This is a genomic window from Sphingobium cyanobacteriorum, assembly GCF_030580935.1.
Classification (GTDB): domain Bacteria; phylum Pseudomonadota; class Alphaproteobacteria; order Sphingomonadales; family Sphingomonadaceae; genus Sphingobium; species Sphingobium cyanobacteriorum.
Genome location: NZ_JAUQOM010000007.1, coordinates 62,069 through 79,557, shown reverse-complemented (window position 1 = coordinate 79,557; position 17,489 = coordinate 62,069). Strand labels below are relative to the sequence as shown.

At 64.8% G+C, this 17,489-nt stretch carries 17 protein-coding genes, 1 tRNA gene and 1 pseudogene; 5 read left to right on the top strand and 14 right to left on the bottom strand.

Features of this window, described 5'->3' with window-relative positions; all coding sequences use genetic code 11:
• Positions 1-2: 2 nt before the first annotated feature.
• The 4 genes from Q4610_RS14070 to lepB form a co-directional block, all read right to left on the bottom strand.
• The gene (locus Q4610_RS14070; protein WP_304536592.1) at positions 3-716 is read right to left on the bottom strand and encodes a GGDEF domain-containing protein; all 714 of its coding nucleotides are present in this window, start codon (positions 714-716) and stop codon (positions 3-5) included.
• 45 nt (positions 717-761) lie between these two features.
• Positions 762-1,670, bottom strand: a complete 909-nt coding sequence (gene era / locus Q4610_RS14065) for a GTPase Era (protein ID WP_304536591.1) — start codon at positions 1,668-1,670, stop codon at positions 762-764.
• 200 nt (positions 1,671-1,870) lie between these two features.
• Complete coding sequence (rnc, locus tag Q4610_RS14060) at positions 1,871-2,596, bottom strand: ribonuclease III (RefSeq protein WP_304536590.1); 726 nt, start codon at positions 2,594-2,596, stop codon at positions 1,871-1,873.
• A complete protein-coding gene (gene lepB, locus Q4610_RS14055) occupies positions 2,551-3,426 on the bottom strand; it encodes a signal peptidase I (protein ID WP_304536589.1) in 876 nt (291 codons plus the stop codon). The genes rnc and lepB overlap by 46 nt, the downstream gene beginning before the upstream one ends.
• 176 nt (positions 3,427-3,602) lie before the next feature.
• Here lepB and pgi point away from each other — a divergent pair, with 176 nt between their 5' ends.
• From pgi to Q4610_RS14040, 3 genes are all read left to right on the top strand, one after another.
• Complete coding sequence (pgi, locus tag Q4610_RS14050; RefSeq protein WP_304536588.1) at positions 3,603-5,123, top strand: glucose-6-phosphate isomerase; 1,521 nt, start codon at positions 3,603-3,605, stop codon at positions 5,121-5,123.
• Between the two features lie 216 nt (positions 5,124-5,339).
• A complete protein-coding gene (gene gor / locus Q4610_RS14045) occupies positions 5,340-6,686 on the top strand; it encodes a glutathione-disulfide reductase (RefSeq protein ID WP_304536587.1) in 1,347 nt (448 codons plus the stop codon).
• Positions 6,687-6,863: 177 nt separating this feature from the next.
• The gene (locus tag Q4610_RS14040) at positions 6,864-8,597 is read left to right on the top strand and encodes an acyl-CoA dehydrogenase family protein (RefSeq protein ID WP_304536586.1); all 1,734 of its coding nucleotides are present in this window, start codon (positions 6,864-6,866) and stop codon (positions 8,595-8,597) included.
• 75 nt (positions 8,598-8,672) lie between these two features.
• Here Q4610_RS14040 and Q4610_RS14035 read toward each other — a convergent pair.
• The 5 genes from Q4610_RS14035 to Q4610_RS14015 form a co-directional block, all read right to left on the bottom strand.
• Positions 8,673-8,748, bottom strand: a tRNA-Lys gene (locus Q4610_RS14035).
• A gap of 43 nt (positions 8,749-8,791) precedes the next feature.
• Positions 8,792-9,259, bottom strand: a complete 468-nt coding sequence (gene folK, locus Q4610_RS14030) for a 2-amino-4-hydroxy-6-hydroxymethyldihydropteridine diphosphokinase (protein WP_304536585.1) — start codon at positions 9,257-9,259, stop codon at positions 8,792-8,794.
• A 28-nt stretch (positions 9,260-9,287) separates the two neighbouring features.
• A complete protein-coding gene (locus Q4610_RS14025) occupies positions 9,288-9,506 on the bottom strand; it encodes a hypothetical protein (protein ID WP_304536584.1) in 219 nt (72 codons plus the stop codon).
• 7 nt (positions 9,507-9,513) lie between these two features.
• A complete protein-coding gene (aguB, locus tag Q4610_RS14020; RefSeq protein WP_304536583.1) occupies positions 9,514-10,362 on the bottom strand; it encodes an N-carbamoylputrescine amidase in 849 nt (282 codons plus the stop codon).
• Positions 10,363-10,383: 21 nt separating this feature from the next.
• Positions 10,384-11,382, bottom strand: coding sequence for an agmatine deiminase family protein (locus Q4610_RS14015; RefSeq protein WP_304536582.1), 999 nt, complete (start codon positions 11,380-11,382; stop codon positions 10,384-10,386).
• Positions 11,383-11,480: 98 nt separating this feature from the next.
• On the opposite strand from Q4610_RS14015, the gene Q4610_RS14010 reads away from it, so the two are divergent.
• Positions 11,481-11,933 (top strand): DUF6265 family protein, encoded by a 453-nt coding sequence (locus tag Q4610_RS14010; protein ID WP_304536581.1) that lies wholly within the window; start codon positions 11,481-11,483, stop codon positions 11,931-11,933.
• 30 nt (positions 11,934-11,963) lie between these two features.
• On the opposite strand, the gene Q4610_RS14005 is transcribed toward Q4610_RS14010, so the two are convergent.
• Both Q4610_RS14005 and rpsD read right to left on the bottom strand, forming a co-directional pair.
• Positions 11,964-13,646 carry a M28 family peptidase gene (locus tag Q4610_RS14005; RefSeq protein ID WP_304536580.1) on the bottom strand — a complete coding sequence of 561 codons (1,683 nt, stop codon included), beginning with the start codon at positions 13,644-13,646 and terminating at the stop codon, positions 11,964-11,966.
• 132 nt (positions 13,647-13,778) lie between these two features.
• Positions 13,779-14,393: a 30S ribosomal protein S4 gene (rpsD, locus tag Q4610_RS14000; protein WP_304536579.1), complete on the bottom strand. Its 615-nt coding sequence runs from the start codon at positions 14,391-14,393 to the stop codon at positions 13,779-13,781.
• A gap of 191 nt (positions 14,394-14,584) precedes the next feature.
• Between rpsD and Q4610_RS13995 the strand changes: the two genes are divergently transcribed.
• Positions 14,585-14,881 (top strand): chorismate mutase, encoded by a 297-nt coding sequence (locus tag Q4610_RS13995; RefSeq protein WP_304536578.1) that lies wholly within the window; start codon positions 14,585-14,587, stop codon positions 14,879-14,881.
• Here the strand turns inward: Q4610_RS13995 and Q4610_RS13990 are convergent.
• The 3 genes and pseudogenes from Q4610_RS13990 to glyA all read right to left on the bottom strand — a co-directional run.
• Positions 14,878-15,588 (bottom strand): annotated as a pseudogene (locus tag Q4610_RS13990) (RNA methyltransferase); the annotation flags it as partial. The gene Q4610_RS13995 and the pseudogene Q4610_RS13990 overlap by 4 nt on opposite strands.
• Before the next feature lies 1 nt (position 15,589).
• Positions 15,590-16,051, bottom strand: coding sequence for a transcriptional regulator NrdR (gene nrdR, locus Q4610_RS13985; protein ID WP_304536576.1), 462 nt, complete (start codon positions 16,049-16,051; stop codon positions 15,590-15,592).
• Between the two features lie 129 nt (positions 16,052-16,180).
• Complete coding sequence (gene glyA / locus Q4610_RS13980) at positions 16,181-17,482, bottom strand: serine hydroxymethyltransferase (protein ID WP_304536575.1); 1,302 nt, start codon at positions 17,480-17,482, stop codon at positions 16,181-16,183.
• Between the last annotated feature and the right edge of the window lie 7 nt (positions 17,483-17,489).

The following is a 17,489-nucleotide window of genomic DNA, read 5'->3' as shown; positions in this document are numbered from 1 at the left end:
TGTCAGGCGGCGAGGCGGACCTGATTGCGTCCGTTCGCCTTGGCGCGATACATCGCCATGTCGGCGCGTTGCAGCATATGATCGGCGTCGGGGCTGCCACAGGCATGGGCCGCCCCGATGCTGATGGTCGGGCGGATGCTGACGTCATGCGTTTCTACCGCAAGCGCGCTGACCGCCTGGCACAGCCGTTCCGCCATGGCGGCGGCTTCCGCTTCGCCAACGCCGGCCAGATAGATGGCGAATTCCTCCCCGCCCAGCCGGCCGCATAGATCGTCTTTCCTGACGGACGACTGAAGCCGCTCCGCGATCGCCTTGAGCACGCGGTCGCCCACGGCATGACCGAATGCGTCGTTGATCGCCTTGAAATGATCAACATCGATCAGCAGGCAGGCCCCTGGGCGGGCGTCCTTCTGCACCGCCAGCCGCGCAAGGAATGTCGCCCGGTTGAGCAGTCCGGTCATCTGGTCGATCTCCGTCAGGTGCCGCAGTTCGATCAGGGCCTGGTGCAAGGAGACGTTCAGCCGCCGTTTCTGTTCCGCCTGCCGGTGCATGAGCAGGCATACCGGGGTCGAGATGAAAAGCGGCGCGCAGAAGCCGAAGATCCAGTAGGGGAGGGGGATTTCCAGGCCGGGAAAGCGCGACATGATGGCCATCGACGCCATGGTCGCGGCAACCGAAAAGCCTATGCCCGCCAATATCCTCTGATAACCCCTCATGCGCGCTACATAAGCGCACAGGGTAAACAAGCTATTTCCGCGGGCTCATTCCACCCAGTCCAGCCCGATGTCGCGGTAGATGAAGCGGTCGTTCTCCCAATCCTCCTTCACCTTGACGTGCAGGTAGAGATGGACCTTGACGCCCAGCAGGTCGGCCAGTTCGGCGCGCGCCTTCGACCCGATTTCCTTGAGCCGCTGACCGCCCTTGCCCAGCACGATGGCGCGCTGGGTCGGGCGGGCGACGAGGATCTGCTGATGGATCTCGACCGATCCGTCCTCGCGCTCCTTATATTGTTCGGTATCCACGGCCGCCGCATAGGGAAGTTCGGCGTGGAGCTGGTGATAAAGCTGTTCGCGGGTGATTTCCGCGGCCAGCATCCGGTCGGTGGCGTCGGACACCTGATCTTCGGGGAAATGCCATGGTCCTTGCGGCATGGCATTGGCGAAGGCGGTCTTGAGCTGGGCCAGCCCGTCGCCGGTCTGGGCGGAGATGAAGAACGTCTCCTCAAAGCCGACACGCTCATAGAGTTTCTGGGTGTGGACCAGCAGCTTTTCCTTGATGGCGATATCGACCTTGTTGAGGATCAGCCATTTGCGTTCGGGGCGATGGACCAGCGCCTCGACGATCGGTTCCATCTTGGGGCCAAGGCCCGCCTTGCCATCGACGATCAGGGCGATCAGGTCCGCCCCCTGCGCGCCGCCCCAGGCCGCCTGCACCATGGCGCGGTCCAGCCGGCGCTTGGGCGCGAAGATGCCGGGAGTGTCGACCAGCACCAGTTGGGCGTCACCCTCGATCGCGACACCCATGACGCGGGTGCGCGTGGTCTGTGCCTTGGGGCTGGTGATCGCCACCTTCTGCCCGACCAGCGCGTTCACCAGCGTGGACTTGCCCGCGTTCGGGGCGCCTACGATGGCGACGACGCCGCAGCGCTGATTGGTATCTGAAACGTCCAAATTCTACTCCGTTCGCGCTGAGCCTGTCTGCCCAGCTATAGGGATATCGTCATGCCAGCGAAGGCTGGCATCTCTCTTTTCATCCATCGCTTCGACAAAAAGTGAGATTCCGGCTTTCGCGGGGGTGACGGAAGATGATGGTTGTAGCGCAGCGCGCGCCGAGAAGAAACAGGGTGAACGCGGGGAGAGAATGGCGCGCGTCAACCCGCCAGTTTCTCGATCAGCGCCTTGGCTGCTGCGGTTTCGGCTTCCTGTTTCGATGCGCCGGTGGCGCTGGCTTCGCCCGCGCCGTTGATCGACACTTTCACCGTGAAGCGCAACGCATGTTGCGGGCCGGAGCGGTCGATCAGCGCATATTCGGGGGGCTTGCGCTTGTTGGCTGCGGCCCATTCCTGAAGATAGGATTTGGGGTGGCGCGGCGCGCTGGTCTGGGTGTCGACGCGGTTGCCCCAGAGGCGGCGGACGAGCGCGCGTGCTTCTTCCAGGCCCGCCTCCAGATAGAGCGCGCCGATCAGCGCCTCCATCACGTCGCCCAGCACATTGTCGCTGTCGGCCGCGCCATCGTCGCGCGCCTGCTTGCCCAGGATCAGATGTCTGGGCACGCCGGCGGCACGAGCGATGTCCGCGCAGGTTTCGCCCGATACCAGCGCATTGTAGCGGCGCGACAGCTTGCCTTCGGGTTCGTCGGCATAGCGTTCGAACACCCATTCGCCGATCAGCAGGCCAAGGATGCGATCGCCCAGAAATTCCAGCCGCTCATAGTTGAGCGACTTGGCGCTGCCATGGGTCAGCGCCTGTTCGAACGTCGCCCGGTTGCGCGGTGCGCGGCCGATCAGATCCTTCAGCCAGGCATCGGTGTCAGGCCGTGGCACGCTCAATGTCAAAAGCCTTCCCCGATCCGGCTCCAGCGCGCGGCCGAAACCCATGTCCAGGGCAGCAGCCAGTTGGCGCTGCCATCGGTCGAAAAGACAGAGATCATCGCCTTGCCGACCAGATTTTCCTGGGGGACGAGGCCGATGCCGCCGCCGTCGACCGCCGGGAAGCGGCTGTCGGCGCTGCGATCGCGATTGTCGCCCATCATGAACAGCTTGCCTTCGGGCACCAGCACGGTGTCGCGATCATCCGCCGCGCCGTCGGGCACAAGGTCGAGGACATTATAGCTTTTGCCGCCGGGCAGGGTTTCGCGATACTGGGGGTAACGGCACTGCTTGCCGCCGCCGGGCGCTGCCTCCTCGAAATCGGGGCGGTAGCAGGGGGATGCTGCGCCTTCCCTGGCGGCCGCGTCGGTCATGTTCGGCGTCACCGGGATGACCAGATCGGCGACCTTCTGCTTGGGGATGGCCGCGCCGTTCAGATAGACGGTTCCGCCGCGCACCGCGATCATGTCACCGGGCAGGCCGATGACGCGCTTGATATAGTCGTTCTTCTGGTTTGGCGGGGCCTTGAACACCACCACGTCGCCGCGCTGGGGCAGTGAGCCGAACAATCTATGAGATGATGTGTCGCTAGGTGGGCGCGCTTCGTCACCTTTGGAGCTGAATATAGCACCGAGCAGGCCTCGGCCAGTAATGCTATATTTGCTGTATCCGTAGTTCCATTTTGAAACGAGCAGATAGTCGCCGATCAGCAGGCGCGGCTGCATCGATTCCGAGGGAATGTTGAAGGGCGATATGATGAAGCTGCGGAGGATCAGGACGAACAGCCCGAGCTTGGCGAGAAACCATAGAAAGTCCCGCGTTTCCGATTTGGCAGCCATGGGCGTTCGTCTTTTCCTTCATATCGGCCCGACAAAAGGGGCGCTCGCGGCTTTTGCGGTGTCGTAAAGGCCGCGTCAAGCACGGCAGAGGGTGCATAAGCGCGGCGACCTGTCTAGGTAGGGGGCGAATCGACAGGTGCAGCGTCGATATCGACCAACGTCATAAGGGAATAGTCATGCCCCGTTCTGCACTTAGCAGCCCTGCACTGGCGGCGATCGCCGCGCTTCCGCAAGCCGATCTCAAGAGCATCTTCACCACCGACCCCGATCGCCTCTCCAAACTGGTGGTCAGCCAAGGGCCGTTGCGGTTCGACTGGTCCAAGACCCATCTGACCGAAGACTTGCTGGGCGCGTTCCAGACCCTGGCGCGCGAACAGGATTTCGCGCACTGGCGCGACGCGCTGTTCGCGGGCGAGCCGGTCAACAACAGCGAGGGCCGCGCCGCCGAGCATCCCGCCGAGCGGGGCGAGGGCAATGCGCAGAGCGTCGCCATGGCCAAGGCGCTGCACAACCGGATGCGCGCGCTGATCGACGCGATCGAGGCGGGCGCGCTGGGCGATGTGCGCCACATATTGCATATCGGCATCGGCGGGTCGGCGCTGGGGCCGAAGCTGATCGTCGATGCGCTGGACGGCGACGGGGTGCGCTATGATGTGGGCATCGTGTCCAATGTCGATGGCACTGCGCTGGAGCGCGCGATCGAGGGGTTCGACCCCCATGCCACGCTGATCGCGATCGCGTCCAAGACCTTCACCACCAGCGAGACGATGCTGAACGCGGCGAGCGCGATCAACTGGATGGTCGAGGCGGGCGTCGAAGATCCCTATGGCAAGGTGATCGCACTGACCGCCGCACCGGACAAGGCGATGGAATGGGGCGTGGACGAAACCCGCGTCCTGCCTTTCGCCGAGTCGGTGGGCGGGCGCTATTCGCTCTGGTCCTCGATCGGCTTTCCGGCCGCGCTGGCGCTGGGCTGGGATGCGTTCGAGAGCCTGCTGGAAGGGGCGGCGGCGATGGACCGCCATTTCCGCCTGTCCGATCCGAGCGAGAATGCCCCGCTGATCGCGGCGTTCGTGGACCAATATTATACGCGGGTGCTGGGGTGCCAGACCCGCGCGCTGTTCGCCTATGACGAGCGGCTGGCACTGCTGCCCTCCTACCTCCAGCAACTGGAGATGGAGAGCAATGGCAAGAGCGTGACCCGCGATGGCGTTGCCGTGGCAGGACCGACCGCGCCGATCACCTGGGGCGGGGTGGGCACCGATGCGCAGCATGCGGTGTTCCAGTTGCTGCATCAGGGGACGATCCTGTCGCCGGTCGAGTTCATCGCTTCGATCGAGCCGGGCCATGCGCTCGACCCGGCGCATCACCGCGCGCTGCTGGTCAACTGCTTCGCGCAGGGGGCGGCGCTGCTGCGCGGCAAGGATAATGACGCGGACCCGGCGCGGGCCTATCCCGGCAACCGGCCGTCCACGACGATTCTGATGGACGATGTGACGCCGGAGGCTTTGGGCGCGCTGATCGCTTTCTACGAGCATCGCACCTTCGCCAATGCGGTGTTGATGGGGATCAATCCGTTCGACCAGTTCGGCGTCGAACTGGGCAAGGAAATCGCCAAGTCGATCGAGGCGGACGGGGCGCTCGGTTTCGATCCTTCGACCATGGCGCTGATCGGGATCGCGCTGGGGGACGGCTGAAAAATCCTCCGCTGTAAGGGACGGTGGATGGCCCAAGGCCAGAGGGAGGGCGCGTTCCTGTAAGGGCGATACCCCTCCGCCACTCGCGGCGTGCGCGTCAAATGGAGTCGTCTGCCTCCATTTGACTCACCCCTTGCAGGGGAGGAATCCGGTTTTCCCATTTGTAACTGGCCCCTGCACCCGCCATATCCGCGCCTGTCCAATCGGAGGCCAGGCATGAGCGAGTTTGATTTCGACCTTTTCGTCATCGGTGCAGGATCGGGTGGCGTGCGGGCGTCGCGGGTATCGGCGGCGCATGGGGCGAAGGTTGCGGTGGCCGAGGCGTTCCGGGTCGGGGGCACCTGCGTCATTCGCGGCTGCGTGCCCAAGAAGCTCCTCATCTATGGCGCGCATTTCGCCGAGGATCTGAAGGATGCGCGGCGCTTTGGCTGGGACGTGCCCGAATGCGGCTTTGAATGGACGACGCTGCGCGACAATGTTCTGGCGGAGGTCGACCGGCTGGAGGGCCTGTATGGCAACACGCTCGACAGCCACAAGGTTGAGGTGATCCGTGAGCGGGCAACGATCACCGGACCACATGGCATCAAATTGGCCAGCGGGCGCGAGGTCAGCGCCAAGACGATCCTGGTCGCGACCGGGGCCTGGCCGGTCGTCCCCGAACTGGAGGGCGCCGAACATGGCATCACCAGCAACGAGGTGTTCCATCTGGAGGAATGCCCCAGGCGCATCGTGATCGTCGGCGGCGGCTATATCGCCAATGAATTTGCCGGCATCTTCCACCAGTTGGGCAGCCATGTCACGATGGTCAACCGCGGCAGCGACCTGCTGCGCGGCTATGACACGCAGATCCGCGACCGGCTGCTCCAGATTTCCATGACCAAGGGGATCAATTTCCGCTTCAACGCGAAGATGGAGCGGATCGAGAAGAATGACGACGGCACGCTCTGCGTCCGCTTCAAGGATGGCGATCCGGTGGCGGCCGATGTCGTGCTGTTCGCGACCGGGCGCAAGCCGCTGACGGAGGGGCTGGGGCTGGAGACGGCCGGGGTCGAACTGACCGACAAGGGCGCGATCAAGGTCGACGACTATAGCCAGACCAGTTGCGAGAGCATCTATGCGGTGGGCGATGTCACCGACCGGCTGCAACTGACCCCGGTGGCGATCCGGGAAGGCCATGCCTTTGCCGACACCGTGTTCGGCGGCAACAGGCGCAAGGTGGACTATGGCTGCGTGCCGTCGGCGGTGTTCAGCCATCCGCCGCTGGCAGGCGTTGGCCTGACCGAGGCGGAGGCCAAGAATAAATATGGCACGGTGAAGGTCTATACATCCGACTTCCGGCCGATGAAGAATGTGCTGGCCGGGCGGGAAGAGCGGGCGCTCTACAAGATGATCGTGGACGCGACCACGGACAGGGTGATCGGACTGCACATGATCGGGCCGGATGCGCCGGAGATATTACAGGCCGCCGCGATCGCGGTGAAGGCGGGGCTGACCAAGCAGGATTTCGACGACACTGTCGCCCTGCATCCCAGCATGGCCGAGGAACTGGTGCTGTTGAAATAGAGCCATTCGCCTTTTCCTGGACAAGGAGGTGCGCAGTGTCTGCGCCCCTCCTTGTCCAGGGATATGGGACAGGGATTGACGGCCGGCCGAGGCAGGCGTCTCAGCCATCGGGCTGATGCCCATATTGACTGTAACAGATGTTTGGTATAAATGCGCGGCACAGACAGGAGAGGCCCGATGTTCGACTATGTTCCGCCGATCGACGATTATCGCTTCCTGCTGACGCATGTGCTCGGCTTTGACCGGGCGATGGCGGAAACGGGCCAGGAGGTGGATGGCGATCTTGCCGTCGCGGTGCTGGAGGAAGCAGGGCGCATGTGCGCCCAGCGGCTCCATCCGCTCAACCGGCATGGCGATGAGCAGGGCTGTCGCCTGGTCGATGGCGGCGTCGTGACGCCGGCCGGTTTCCCCGATGCCTGGCGAGATTTCGTGGCGGCTGGCTGGGCGTCCATGTCTGCCGATCCGGCCCATGGCGGGCAGGGGCTGCCCTTCATCCTCCAGCTCTGGCTGGATGAAATGCTGTCCGCGACGAACCTGTCCTTCGGCCTGTTCCCCGGCCTGACGCGCGGCGCGTGCGAAGCGATCGCGGCCCATGCCAGCGATGCGTTGAAAGCCACCTGGCTGCCGCCGATGGTGAGCGGCGCATGGACCGGCGCCATGGCGTTGACTGAAAGCGGTGCGGGCACCGATCTTGCCCTGCTCAAGACCAGGGCGGCGCCGCAGGCCGATGGCCGCTATGCCGTGACCGGGCAGAAGATATTCATATCATCGGGCGATCATGATTTTGGCGGCAATGTCATCCATCTCGTGCTCGCCCGCCTGCCCGACGCCCCGGAGGGGGTAAAGGGGATCAGCCTGTTCCTGGTGCCCAAATATCTGCCCGATGCGCAGGGCGACTTCACGGTGCGCAACAGCATGTCCGTGGGTGCGCTGGAAAAGAAGATGGGCATCCACGCCCAGCCTACCTGCGTCATGAATTATGATGACGCGACCGGCTGGCTGGTCGGTGAGCCGCACAAGGGGCTGGCCGCGATGTTCACGATGATGAATGCGGAGCGGCTGATGGTCGGTGTCCAGGGATTGGGCGTCGCCGGGGCCGCCTATCAGCAGGCCGCAGGCTATGCCAGGGAACGGTTGCAGGGCCGCAGCGCCGATGGCGCGCGCGGGCCGGTGGCGATCATCGAGCATGCCGATGTGCGGCGGATGCTGCTCAATATCCGCGCTTTTGTGGAGGCCGGGCGCGCGCTGGGGGGATGGACCGCATTGCAACTCGACCGGGCGCATCATCATCCTGACGCGGCCGAGCGGGCCAGGGCCGATGCGCTGGTGGCGCTGCTGACCCCGGTGGTGAAGGCGGCCTTCACCGACATGGGATTTGAAAGCGCGGTGCAGGCGCAGCAGGTGTTTGGTGGCCATGGCTATATTCGCGAATGGGGCATGGAGCAATATGTCCGCGATGCCCGCATCGCCCAGATTTACGAAGGCACCAACGGGGTGCAGGCGATGGATCTGGTCGGGCGCAAACTGGCGCTGGCGGACGGCCTGGTGGTCGAAGGCTATTTCGATCTGATCATGGCCGATCTGGATGCCGCCGGGACGATCCTGGTGGCGGCGCGCACGCGCGATGCCCTGGCATTGCTGCGGGATGCGACCGCTGCGTTGCGCGGCGCGGGTGTAACGGCGACAGGGGCTGCGGCGGTCGATTATCTGCGGCTGTTCGCGTTGGTGTCACTGGGCTGGATGTGGACCCGGATGGCGCAGGCGGCGCAGGACGACAGCCCGTTGCATCAGGCCAAGCGCGCCGTGGCCGACTATTTCGCTCTGCGCGTGCTGCCGCAGGCCCATGGCTTGGCCACGGGCATAGCGGCGGGCGAAGCCTCCATCATGGCGTTGGCCGCAGACGCCTTCTGATCCAGCCAAGGGTCAGCAGTCCCAATCGCCGGGTGCGGCTGTCGCTGCAAGTGCAACGGGCATGGCGTGAAGGGATGGTGAGTCCAGCTGGGTTCGAACCAGCGACCTACTGATTAAAAGTCAGTTGCTCTACCGACTGAGCTATGGACCCGTCCGTGCGGTGGAGGTCGCCCTAATGGCGACGGGGCGGATGGTCAACCTTGGCGTTTGCCTTTTTGCAGGCGGGCGTGGAGATGGCGCACGGCCAGCCCGGTCAGCGGGTCGCGCCAGTCCCGCGCCACCATCATCAGCGGGGTCAGGACGAAGGCGCGGCTCCGGCAGGCGGCGTGGGGGATGGTGAGCATATGGCTGCGCCAGATGCCGCCCGACCAGAGGATGATGTCGATGTCGATGCTGCGCGCGCCCCAGCGACGATGGCGACGGCGGCCGAGCCGCGCCTCGATCGTCTGGAGCAGGGCCAGCAGGGCAGGCGGCGACAGGGGGCTTTCCACCAGCAGCGCGCCATTGGCGTAAAGGCGCGCGGACGGGCCGAGCGGCGGCGTCATGATGGTCGGCGATACCGCCAGCACCCGCGCCGATGCGCCGATCAGGGCCACCGCCTCCGCCAGCAGCCTTTTGGGCGTGCGGCGGGCGGAGAGCGGCCGGTTCGATCCCAGCGCCAATGCATAGAGATAGGGGCCGTGCGCCAGCCTAGCGCACCTTGTCCCGGACCTGCGCCTTCATTTGCGCATAGGCGGCTTCGCGCGCATCGATGGCGAGCGACAGCAGATAGCGCGACGCATCCCTGTACGTCAGGAACGGCCGGTCGTCCGCGATCACCGGGATGGTGCGGGCATTGTAGAGCCGCTTGAGCAGGCGCTTCTGCGGCCGGCTGAGATCGTCGTCCTTGTCGTCCGGCGATGGGGTCATGTCCGGCTCAGACATCCTGGGCGATCCGGCCATAAAGGTCGGGCCGGCGGTCGCGGAAGAAGCCCATGCCGGCGCGATGAATCTTCGCCTTGGCCAGGTCCAGCGTAGCGACCAGCGCGCCATGGTCCCTGGCATCGGCTTCCGCGACGAAATCGCCCCATTCATCGCTGATGAAGCTGTGGCCGTAGAACAACTGCCCGTCCTCGTCGCCGATCCGGTTGGCGGCGATCACCGGCATGCAATTGCTGACCGCATGGCCGATCATCGCGCGCCGCCACATGCGGCTGGTGTCCAATTCCGCGTCATAGGGTTCGGAACCGATCGCGGTCGGGTAGAACAGCATTTCCGCCCCCATCAGCGCCATGCAGCGCGCGGTTTCGGGATACCATTGGTCCCAGCAGATGCCGACGCCGATGGTGCCATATTTGGTATCCCACACCTTGAACCCGCTATTGCCGGGGCGGAAATAATATTTCTCCTCATAGCCGGGACCATCGGGGATATGGCTCTTGCGATAGACGCCCATGATCTCGCCCGCATCGTCTATCATGGCGAGCGAGTTGTAATAATGGTGGCCGTCGCGCTCGAAGAAGCTGGTCGGGATATAGACGCCCAGTTCCTTCGCCAGCTTGCGCATTTCCTGCACGGCGGGATGCTCGTCCACCGGCTGCGCGCGGGCGAACAGGGCTTCATCCTCCACCCGGCAGAAATAGGGGCCTTCGAACAGTTCTGGCGGCAGGATGATCTTCGCGCCCCGCATCGCGGCCTTGCGCACATGGTCCGCGACCTTGGCGATATTCGCGCCCATGTCGTCGGAAAAGCCGAGCTGGAGCGCGGCAACGGTTACTTTGGTCATGTCTGTCTGTCCCCGAACCCGTCAGGCCGATGGCATCTGCTGGCTGCAACAATGGAAGCTGCCGCCGCCTGACAATATGGCATCGCCGCGCAATCCTACAATCTCCCGGCCGGGGAAGAAGGGGCGCAGGGCGTCGAGCGCGGGCTGATCGTTGGGCTGGCCATAGATGGGCACGATGACGGCGGCGTTGCCGACATAGAAATTCATGTAGCTCGCCGGAATCGCTTCCCCGTCCACCAGCACCCGGCCGGGCGAGGGCATGTCGACCACATCAACGCCAAAGGCCCTGGCGCGGGCGCGGGCGTCGGCATAGATTCCGGCGTTGGGATCGTCATCGGTGGTCGCGATCGGCAGCGCGAGCGTGCCGGGCGCCACGAAGCGCGCCAGATTGTCGACATGGCCGTCGGTATGATCGTTCAGCAACCCGTCGCCCAGCCACAGCATGTCGGACAGGCCCAGGCTGCCCGCCAGCAATGTCTCGATCTTGCCGCGATCCAGGTCCGGGTTGCGATTGGGGTTCAGCAGGCATTGTTCGGTCGTGACGAACAGGCCGGTGCCGTCGGTGTCGATCGCCCCGCCCTCGAACACCCAATTCTGGGTCGATACGGGCAGGCCGGTGGTCGCGGCCAGCCGCGCGCCGATATCCTCGTCACCGGGCATCCGGTACTTGCCGCCCCAGCCGTTGAAGCCGAAATCGACCAGCGCGCGGCCGTGCTCCCTGCCGTCCGCGCCGTTCAGCACCGCGATCGGCGCGGTGTCGCGCAGCCATATGTCGCCCAGATGCTGAACAACGAAAGTTACACCTGATGCGACCAGTGCGCGTGCCGCGGAGGCGTCAACTTCGTTGTTCACAACCAGCCGCACGTCCTCGCCCTTGCCGCCTGCATGGAGCGCGGAGGCAAAGGCGGCGATCTGCGCGCGGGCCGCATCGAACGCGCCGGGCCATTCGGCGGGATTGGCCGGAAAGCCGATCCAGGTCCAGTCGTGCGACGCCCATTCGGCGGGCATACGGAAAGTCATCACTTTTGTCCTTGCTCGGCCGGGGGCCGATCCGTGATAGCGGGATTTATGCGCGCTCCATAGCGCGCCGCATCGGGTCTGGACAGAGGGCGAAGGCCATGAAGAGAAGAGTTTCGTTTGTCGCGGCGACCCTGCTGCTGGCCCTGTCGGCGACGGGCGGCGCGGCGGAACTGCCCGACTGGCTGACCGGGGAATGGTTGCAGCAGCGCGACGACCGCTGGACCGAGGAAGTCTGGACCCTGCCGCGGGGCGGCACGATGATCGGCATGGGCCGGACGGGGCGGGGGGAGAGCCTGCGTTCCTGGGAGGTGATGCGGATCGTGCGTGCCGCCGATGGATCGCTGGCCTTCCACGGCGCGCCCGAAGGCGGCCCGGCGACCATTTTTCCGCTGGTGTCGCAGGGGGTGCGCGACATCATCTTCGCCAACCCGGACCATGATTATCCCCAGCGCATCCGCTATTGGCGCGAAGGCCGCCTGCTGATGGCCGAAACGGCCCGGATGGACGGCAGCCAGGCGCAGAACTGGACCTATGCCCCGGCGGGGGAATAGGCCGGCGGGGGAATAGGCCCGGCGGCGTCCTTATTGCCCGGCCCGGTCCTTGTCGCGGATGGCGCGAAATTCGTCGCCGGCTACCCAGTTTGGCCAGTCCGTCGTGGTCGCCAGGTCGCGGCCCACCATATAATAAAGTTTCAGGTCGGCGAGCACCCCGGTCCAGTCCCAATTGGGATCATATTCGTCCTTGGGGCCATGATAGCGGTTCTTGGTATAGTCCTCCGCTGCGGCCAGCCCCGCCGCTGTGCCGCCCTGGACCAGATCCTCGCCCCCTTCGAAATAGAGCATCGGCAGGCCATGCTTGGCGAAGCTGAAATGGTCGGATCGATAATAGAAGCCCTTTTCCGGGGTCGGCTCGTCGGATGCGACGCGGCCCTGCGCGGTCAGCGCCCGGTCGAGATAGGCGTCGAGCTGTGACTTGCCCTTGCCGATCACCACGACATTCTTCGCCAGCCCCGCGACGCTGAGCGCGTCCATGTTGACGCCGCCCACCGTCCTGCTGAACGGGAATACCGGATTATTGCCATAATAGGCCGATCCCAGCAGCCCGGATTCCTCGCCCGTCACGGCCAGGAAAACCTGGCTGCGATCGGTCGGGCCGGCCTTCACATTGGCCTGCGCCAGCGCGACCAGCGCGGCGGTGCCGGTGGCATTGTCCACCGCGCCGTTGCAGATGTCGTCGCCATCGGGTGCCGCCTGGCAATGGCCCAGATGATCCCAATGCGCGCTGTAGAGCACATATTCGTCCGGCCGCGTCTTGCCCGGCAGCAGGGCGACGACATTTTTCGACATATGTTTGCGCAGGTCATTGTCGAACGACAGCGACGCCTTCACCCCGTTCAGCGGCACGGCCTTGAAGCCCGGCTTCTTCGCCGCCGCCATCTGCGCGTCGAGGTTCAGGCCCGCACTGGCGAACAATGCTGTGGCCTTGTCCTTCTGGATCCAGCCGATCGCCTGGCTCTGCCCGGCATTGCCGTCCGCGCTGTCGGCGACATGCTGCGCCCCGGTCCAGCTCGATTGCACGACGTTCCAGCCATAGGCGGCCGGCACCGTGTCATGCACAATGATCGCGGCGGCCGCGCCCTGGCGCGCGGCTTCCTCATATTTGTAGGTCCAGCGGCCATAATAGGTCATCGCCCGGCCGTTGAACGGGCCGGCCAGCCCCTGCGTCTCATAATCGGGGTCGTTGACCAGGATGATGACCGTCTTGCCCTTCACGTCCAGCCCGGCATAGTCGTTCCACCCCTTTTCAGGGGCGTTGATGCCATAGCCGACGAATATCACCGGGCTGTCCTTGATCGCGATCCTGGGCTGGCTGGTGCGATAGGTGCCGATCACCATTTCCGGCCCATAGGCGGCGGTCACGGGCGCTTTTCCGCCGGTGAAGGTCAGCGGCGAGACATTTTTCGCGTTTATCTCCACCAGCGGCACGTCCTGGAACCAGCTCCCCTTGTTGCCTGGTTGCAGGCCCAGCTTGCCGAACTCGTCCGCCAGCAGCGCCAGCGTCTTTTCCTCGCCCGCCGTGCCGGGCGCACGCCCTTCATAGGCGTCGGAGGACAATAGCTGCACCAGCCGCTTCATCGTGTCGACCGACGGTTCAGTGGCCATCGGCGCGGTGGCGGAAGGCGTGGCGGGCAAGGTGTCGGCACCGTCGCTGGCACAGGCGGAAAGGGCGAGAAGGACGGCGATCGCCGCGATGGAGCTACGCATGGACATGACCTTTATTGTACGATTGCACAGGTGATGCCAGCGTCGGGAATGTCGCGCAAGAATGGTGCGCAAGAGAAAAGGGCGGCTCCTTCGCAGGGCCGCCCTTTTCTGTAACTTTGGGTGCGGAACGGATCAGCGCGAATAGAATTCGACGACCAGATTGGGCTCCATCTTCACCGGATAGGGCACTTCGTCCAGCGTGGGCACGCGAACATAAGTGACCTTGGCGGCGCCGTCCGGCGACACATAATCGGGGATATCGCGCTCAGGCAGGTTCTGCGCTTCCAGGACCAGCGCCATTTCCTGCGCCTTCTTGCCCAGGGTGATTTCGTCGCCCGGCTTCACCAGACGCGACGCGATGTTGCACTTCACGCCGTTCACATAGATGTGGCCGTGCGACACGATCTGACGCGCCGAGAAGATGGTCGGCGCAAACTTGGCGCGATAGACGACGGCGTCCAGGCGGCGCTCCAGCAGGCCGATCAGGTTCTGGCCGGTGTCGCCCTTCATGCGGCTGGCTTCGAAATAGTTCTTCTTGAACTGCTTTTCGGTGATGTCGCCATAATAGCCCTTGAGCTTCTGCTTGGCGCGAAGCTGGATGCCATAGTCGGACATCTTGCCCTTGCGGCGCTGGCCGTGCTGACCGGGACCATATTCGCGCTTGTTGACAGGCGACTTGGGACGGCCCCAGATATTCTCGCCCATGCGACGGTCGAGCTTGTACTTGGCGCTGGTGCGCTTCGTCATGATAATTCCTTGATCAATTGCGTTTAACGTCGGTCCCGGTATCGCCTACGTCCGTATTGCGCCGTAGCGCTCAGGGGCAGGGCCGCCGCTTCACCGGGATGCGGAGCCAATTGCGAAGGCGCGCCTATGACCAGAACGGGCCTGCATGTCAACCCTCGACAGCGGCGGGGCGGCCGCCTAATTGCATCGCCATGAACCCGGACAGCTATACCACCATGGATGAGGTGCGCGGCGGCGTCGACGCCCTCGACCGCCAGCTTGTCGCCCTGCTTGGCCAGCGCTTCGCCCATATGCGGGCCGCCGCCCGGATCAAGCCCGATCGCAGCGCCGTGCGCGACGAAGCGCGCAAGCGCCAGGTGATCGATCAGGCGCGGAACGAGGCGGAACGGACCGGCGCGCCCGCCGACATCATCGCCGACCTGTGGGAGCAACTGGTCGAAGCGTCCATCGCCTATGAACTGGCGGAGTATGACCGGACGCGGAGTTAGCGTTCGCGCGGCCGGTTGAGGTGGGACAGGACGCCGCGCAGCGTGCGGACCTCCAGATGGTTCCAGCCCGGCTTGGTCAGCAGGTTGCGCAGCGTCAGCCTGGTCGCGGGCGCACGGTCGGGGGGGAAGAAATAGCCGACCTTCTCCAGCAGCGTGTTGAGCTGTTCGATCATGCCTTCCAACTCTGCCTGCGGCGCGGGTTCGAGCAGGTCGGTGACGGTCGGTTGCGCCAGGTCGGCCTGCTTCGACCATTCATAGGCGCACAGGATGACCGCCTGCGCCAGGTTGAGTGACCCGAATTCCGGGTTGATCGGCACGGTCAATATCTTGCGGGCGAGGGCGACATCCTCCGTCTCCAGCCCGGATCGCTCCGGCCCGAATATATAGGCGCAGCGGCCCTGCGCGGCGTGGACTTCGCGCGCGGCTTCCTCCGGCGTGACGACCGGCTTGGTGACGCCCCGCTTGCGGACCGTGGTGGCATAGACATGGGCGCAGTCGGCCACCGCGTCGGCCAGCGTTTCGAACACCTGCGCCTTGTCCAGGATGAAGTCCGCACCCGCGGCGGTCGGCCCGGCATCGGGATTGGGCCAGCCGTCGCGCGGGGACACCAGCCGCATTTCGGTCAGCCCGAAATTCAGCATCGCGCGGGCGGCCTTCCCGATATTCTCGCCCAGTTGCGGGCGGACCAGGACGATGACGGGGGAAGGTTTATTCACGCCCGACCGCCTTCACCGTGCCGGCGAATTCCTCGAAATCCCTGGCGTCGGTGAAGTCCTTATAGACGCTGGCGAAGCGGATATAGGCGACGCTGTCGAGCCGTTTCAAGCCTTCCATCACCATTTCGCCGATCGCGCGGGCGGGGACTTCGCCGTCGCCGCTGGTTTCAAGCTGGCGCTGGATGCCGGAGATCAGCTTTTCGATCCGGCTGGGGTCGATCGGGCGCTTGCGGCAGGCGATGCCGATCGAGCGGGCCAGCTTGTCGCGCTCGAACGCTTCCTTGCGGCCTTCGCTCTTGACCACCCAGATGTCGCGAAGCTGGATGCGTTCGAACGTGGTGAAGCGCGCGCCGCAGGCTTCGCACTGGCGGCGACGGCGGATGGCGTTGCCATCTTCCGTCGGCCGGCTGTCCTTCACCTGGCTGTCTTCATGGGAACAGAAGGGGCAGCGCATTCACATTCTCCCAAAAATTCCCCCTCTCGCTTGCGGGAGGGGGCCAGGGGGTGGGCCTGTGCTAACGCTGCCTAAGCCGGTAGGCCCCACCCCAACCCCTCCGCTGAAGGGGAGGGGCTTTCATGTTGCTCAATAGATCGGGAAGCGGCCCGTCAGCGCCAGCACCTTCTCGCGCACATGGGCCTCGACCTGGCCGTCGCCTTCGTCGCCGTTGCGCTTGAGGCCTTCGACAACCTCGGCAATCAACTGGCCGATCTCCCGGAATTCCGCTTCGCCGAAGCCGCGGGTCGTGCCGGCGGGGGTGCCGAGGCGGACACCGGAGGTCACGAACGGGCTGGCCGTGTCGAACGGCACGTTATTCTTGTTGCAGGTGATGTAGGCGCGGTCGAGCGCCTTTTCCGCCGCCTTGCCGGTGGTGTTCTTGGGCCGCAGGTCGACCAGCAGCAGATGGTTGTCGGTGCCGCCCGACACGATCGACAGGCCCGCGTCGGCCAGTGTGGCGCTGAGCGCGCGGGCGTTGGCGACGATCTGGTGCGCATACGCCTTGAACTCCGGCGTCAGCGCTTCCTTGAACGCCACCGCCTTGGCCGCGATGATGTGCATCAGCGGGCCGCCCTGAAGGCCGGGGAAGATCGCGCTGTTCAGCTTCTTGGCGATCGCCTCGTCATTGCTGAGGATGATGCCCGAACGGGGGCCACGCAGCGACTTGTGGGTCGTGGTGGTGGTGACGTGGGCGTGCGGCACCGGCGAGGGGTGCGCGCCACCGGCGACCAGGCCGGAGAAATGCGACATGTCGGCGAGCAGGTAGGCGCCCACTTCGTCGGCAATCTCGCGGAAACGCTTGAAATCCCACACGCGCGAATAAGCGGTGCCGCCGCAGATGATCAGCTTTGGCTTGCATTCGCGGGCGATGCGGGCGACCTCGTCCATGTCGATCAGATGGTCGTCGGCGCGCACGCCGTAGGGGACGGGGTTGAACCATTTGCCGCTCATGTTGACCGGCGACCCGTGGGTCAGGTGGCCGCCCGACGACAGATCGAGGCCCATGAAGGTGTCGCCCGGCTGGAGCAGGGCGAGGAACACGGCCTGGTTCATCTGGCTGCCGCTATTGGGCTGGACATTGGCGAAGTTGGCGCCGAACAGTTGCTTGGCGCGCTCGATCGCCAGCGTTTCCACCACGTCGGCATATTCGCAGCCGCCATAATAGCGCTTGCCCGGATAGCCTTCGGCATATTTGTTGGTGAAGATGGAGCCCGCCGCTTCCAGCACGGCCTTCGACACGATATTTTCGGACGCGATCAGTTCGATCTTGTCCTGCTGGCGCTTGAGTTCCTGGCCAATCGCGCCGAAGATTTCCGGGTCCGCGCTGGCGAGGGTTTCGCTGAAGAAGCCGTCCTGGCGGATGGCGGGGGCGAGGGTGTCGGTGCTCATCTGGATT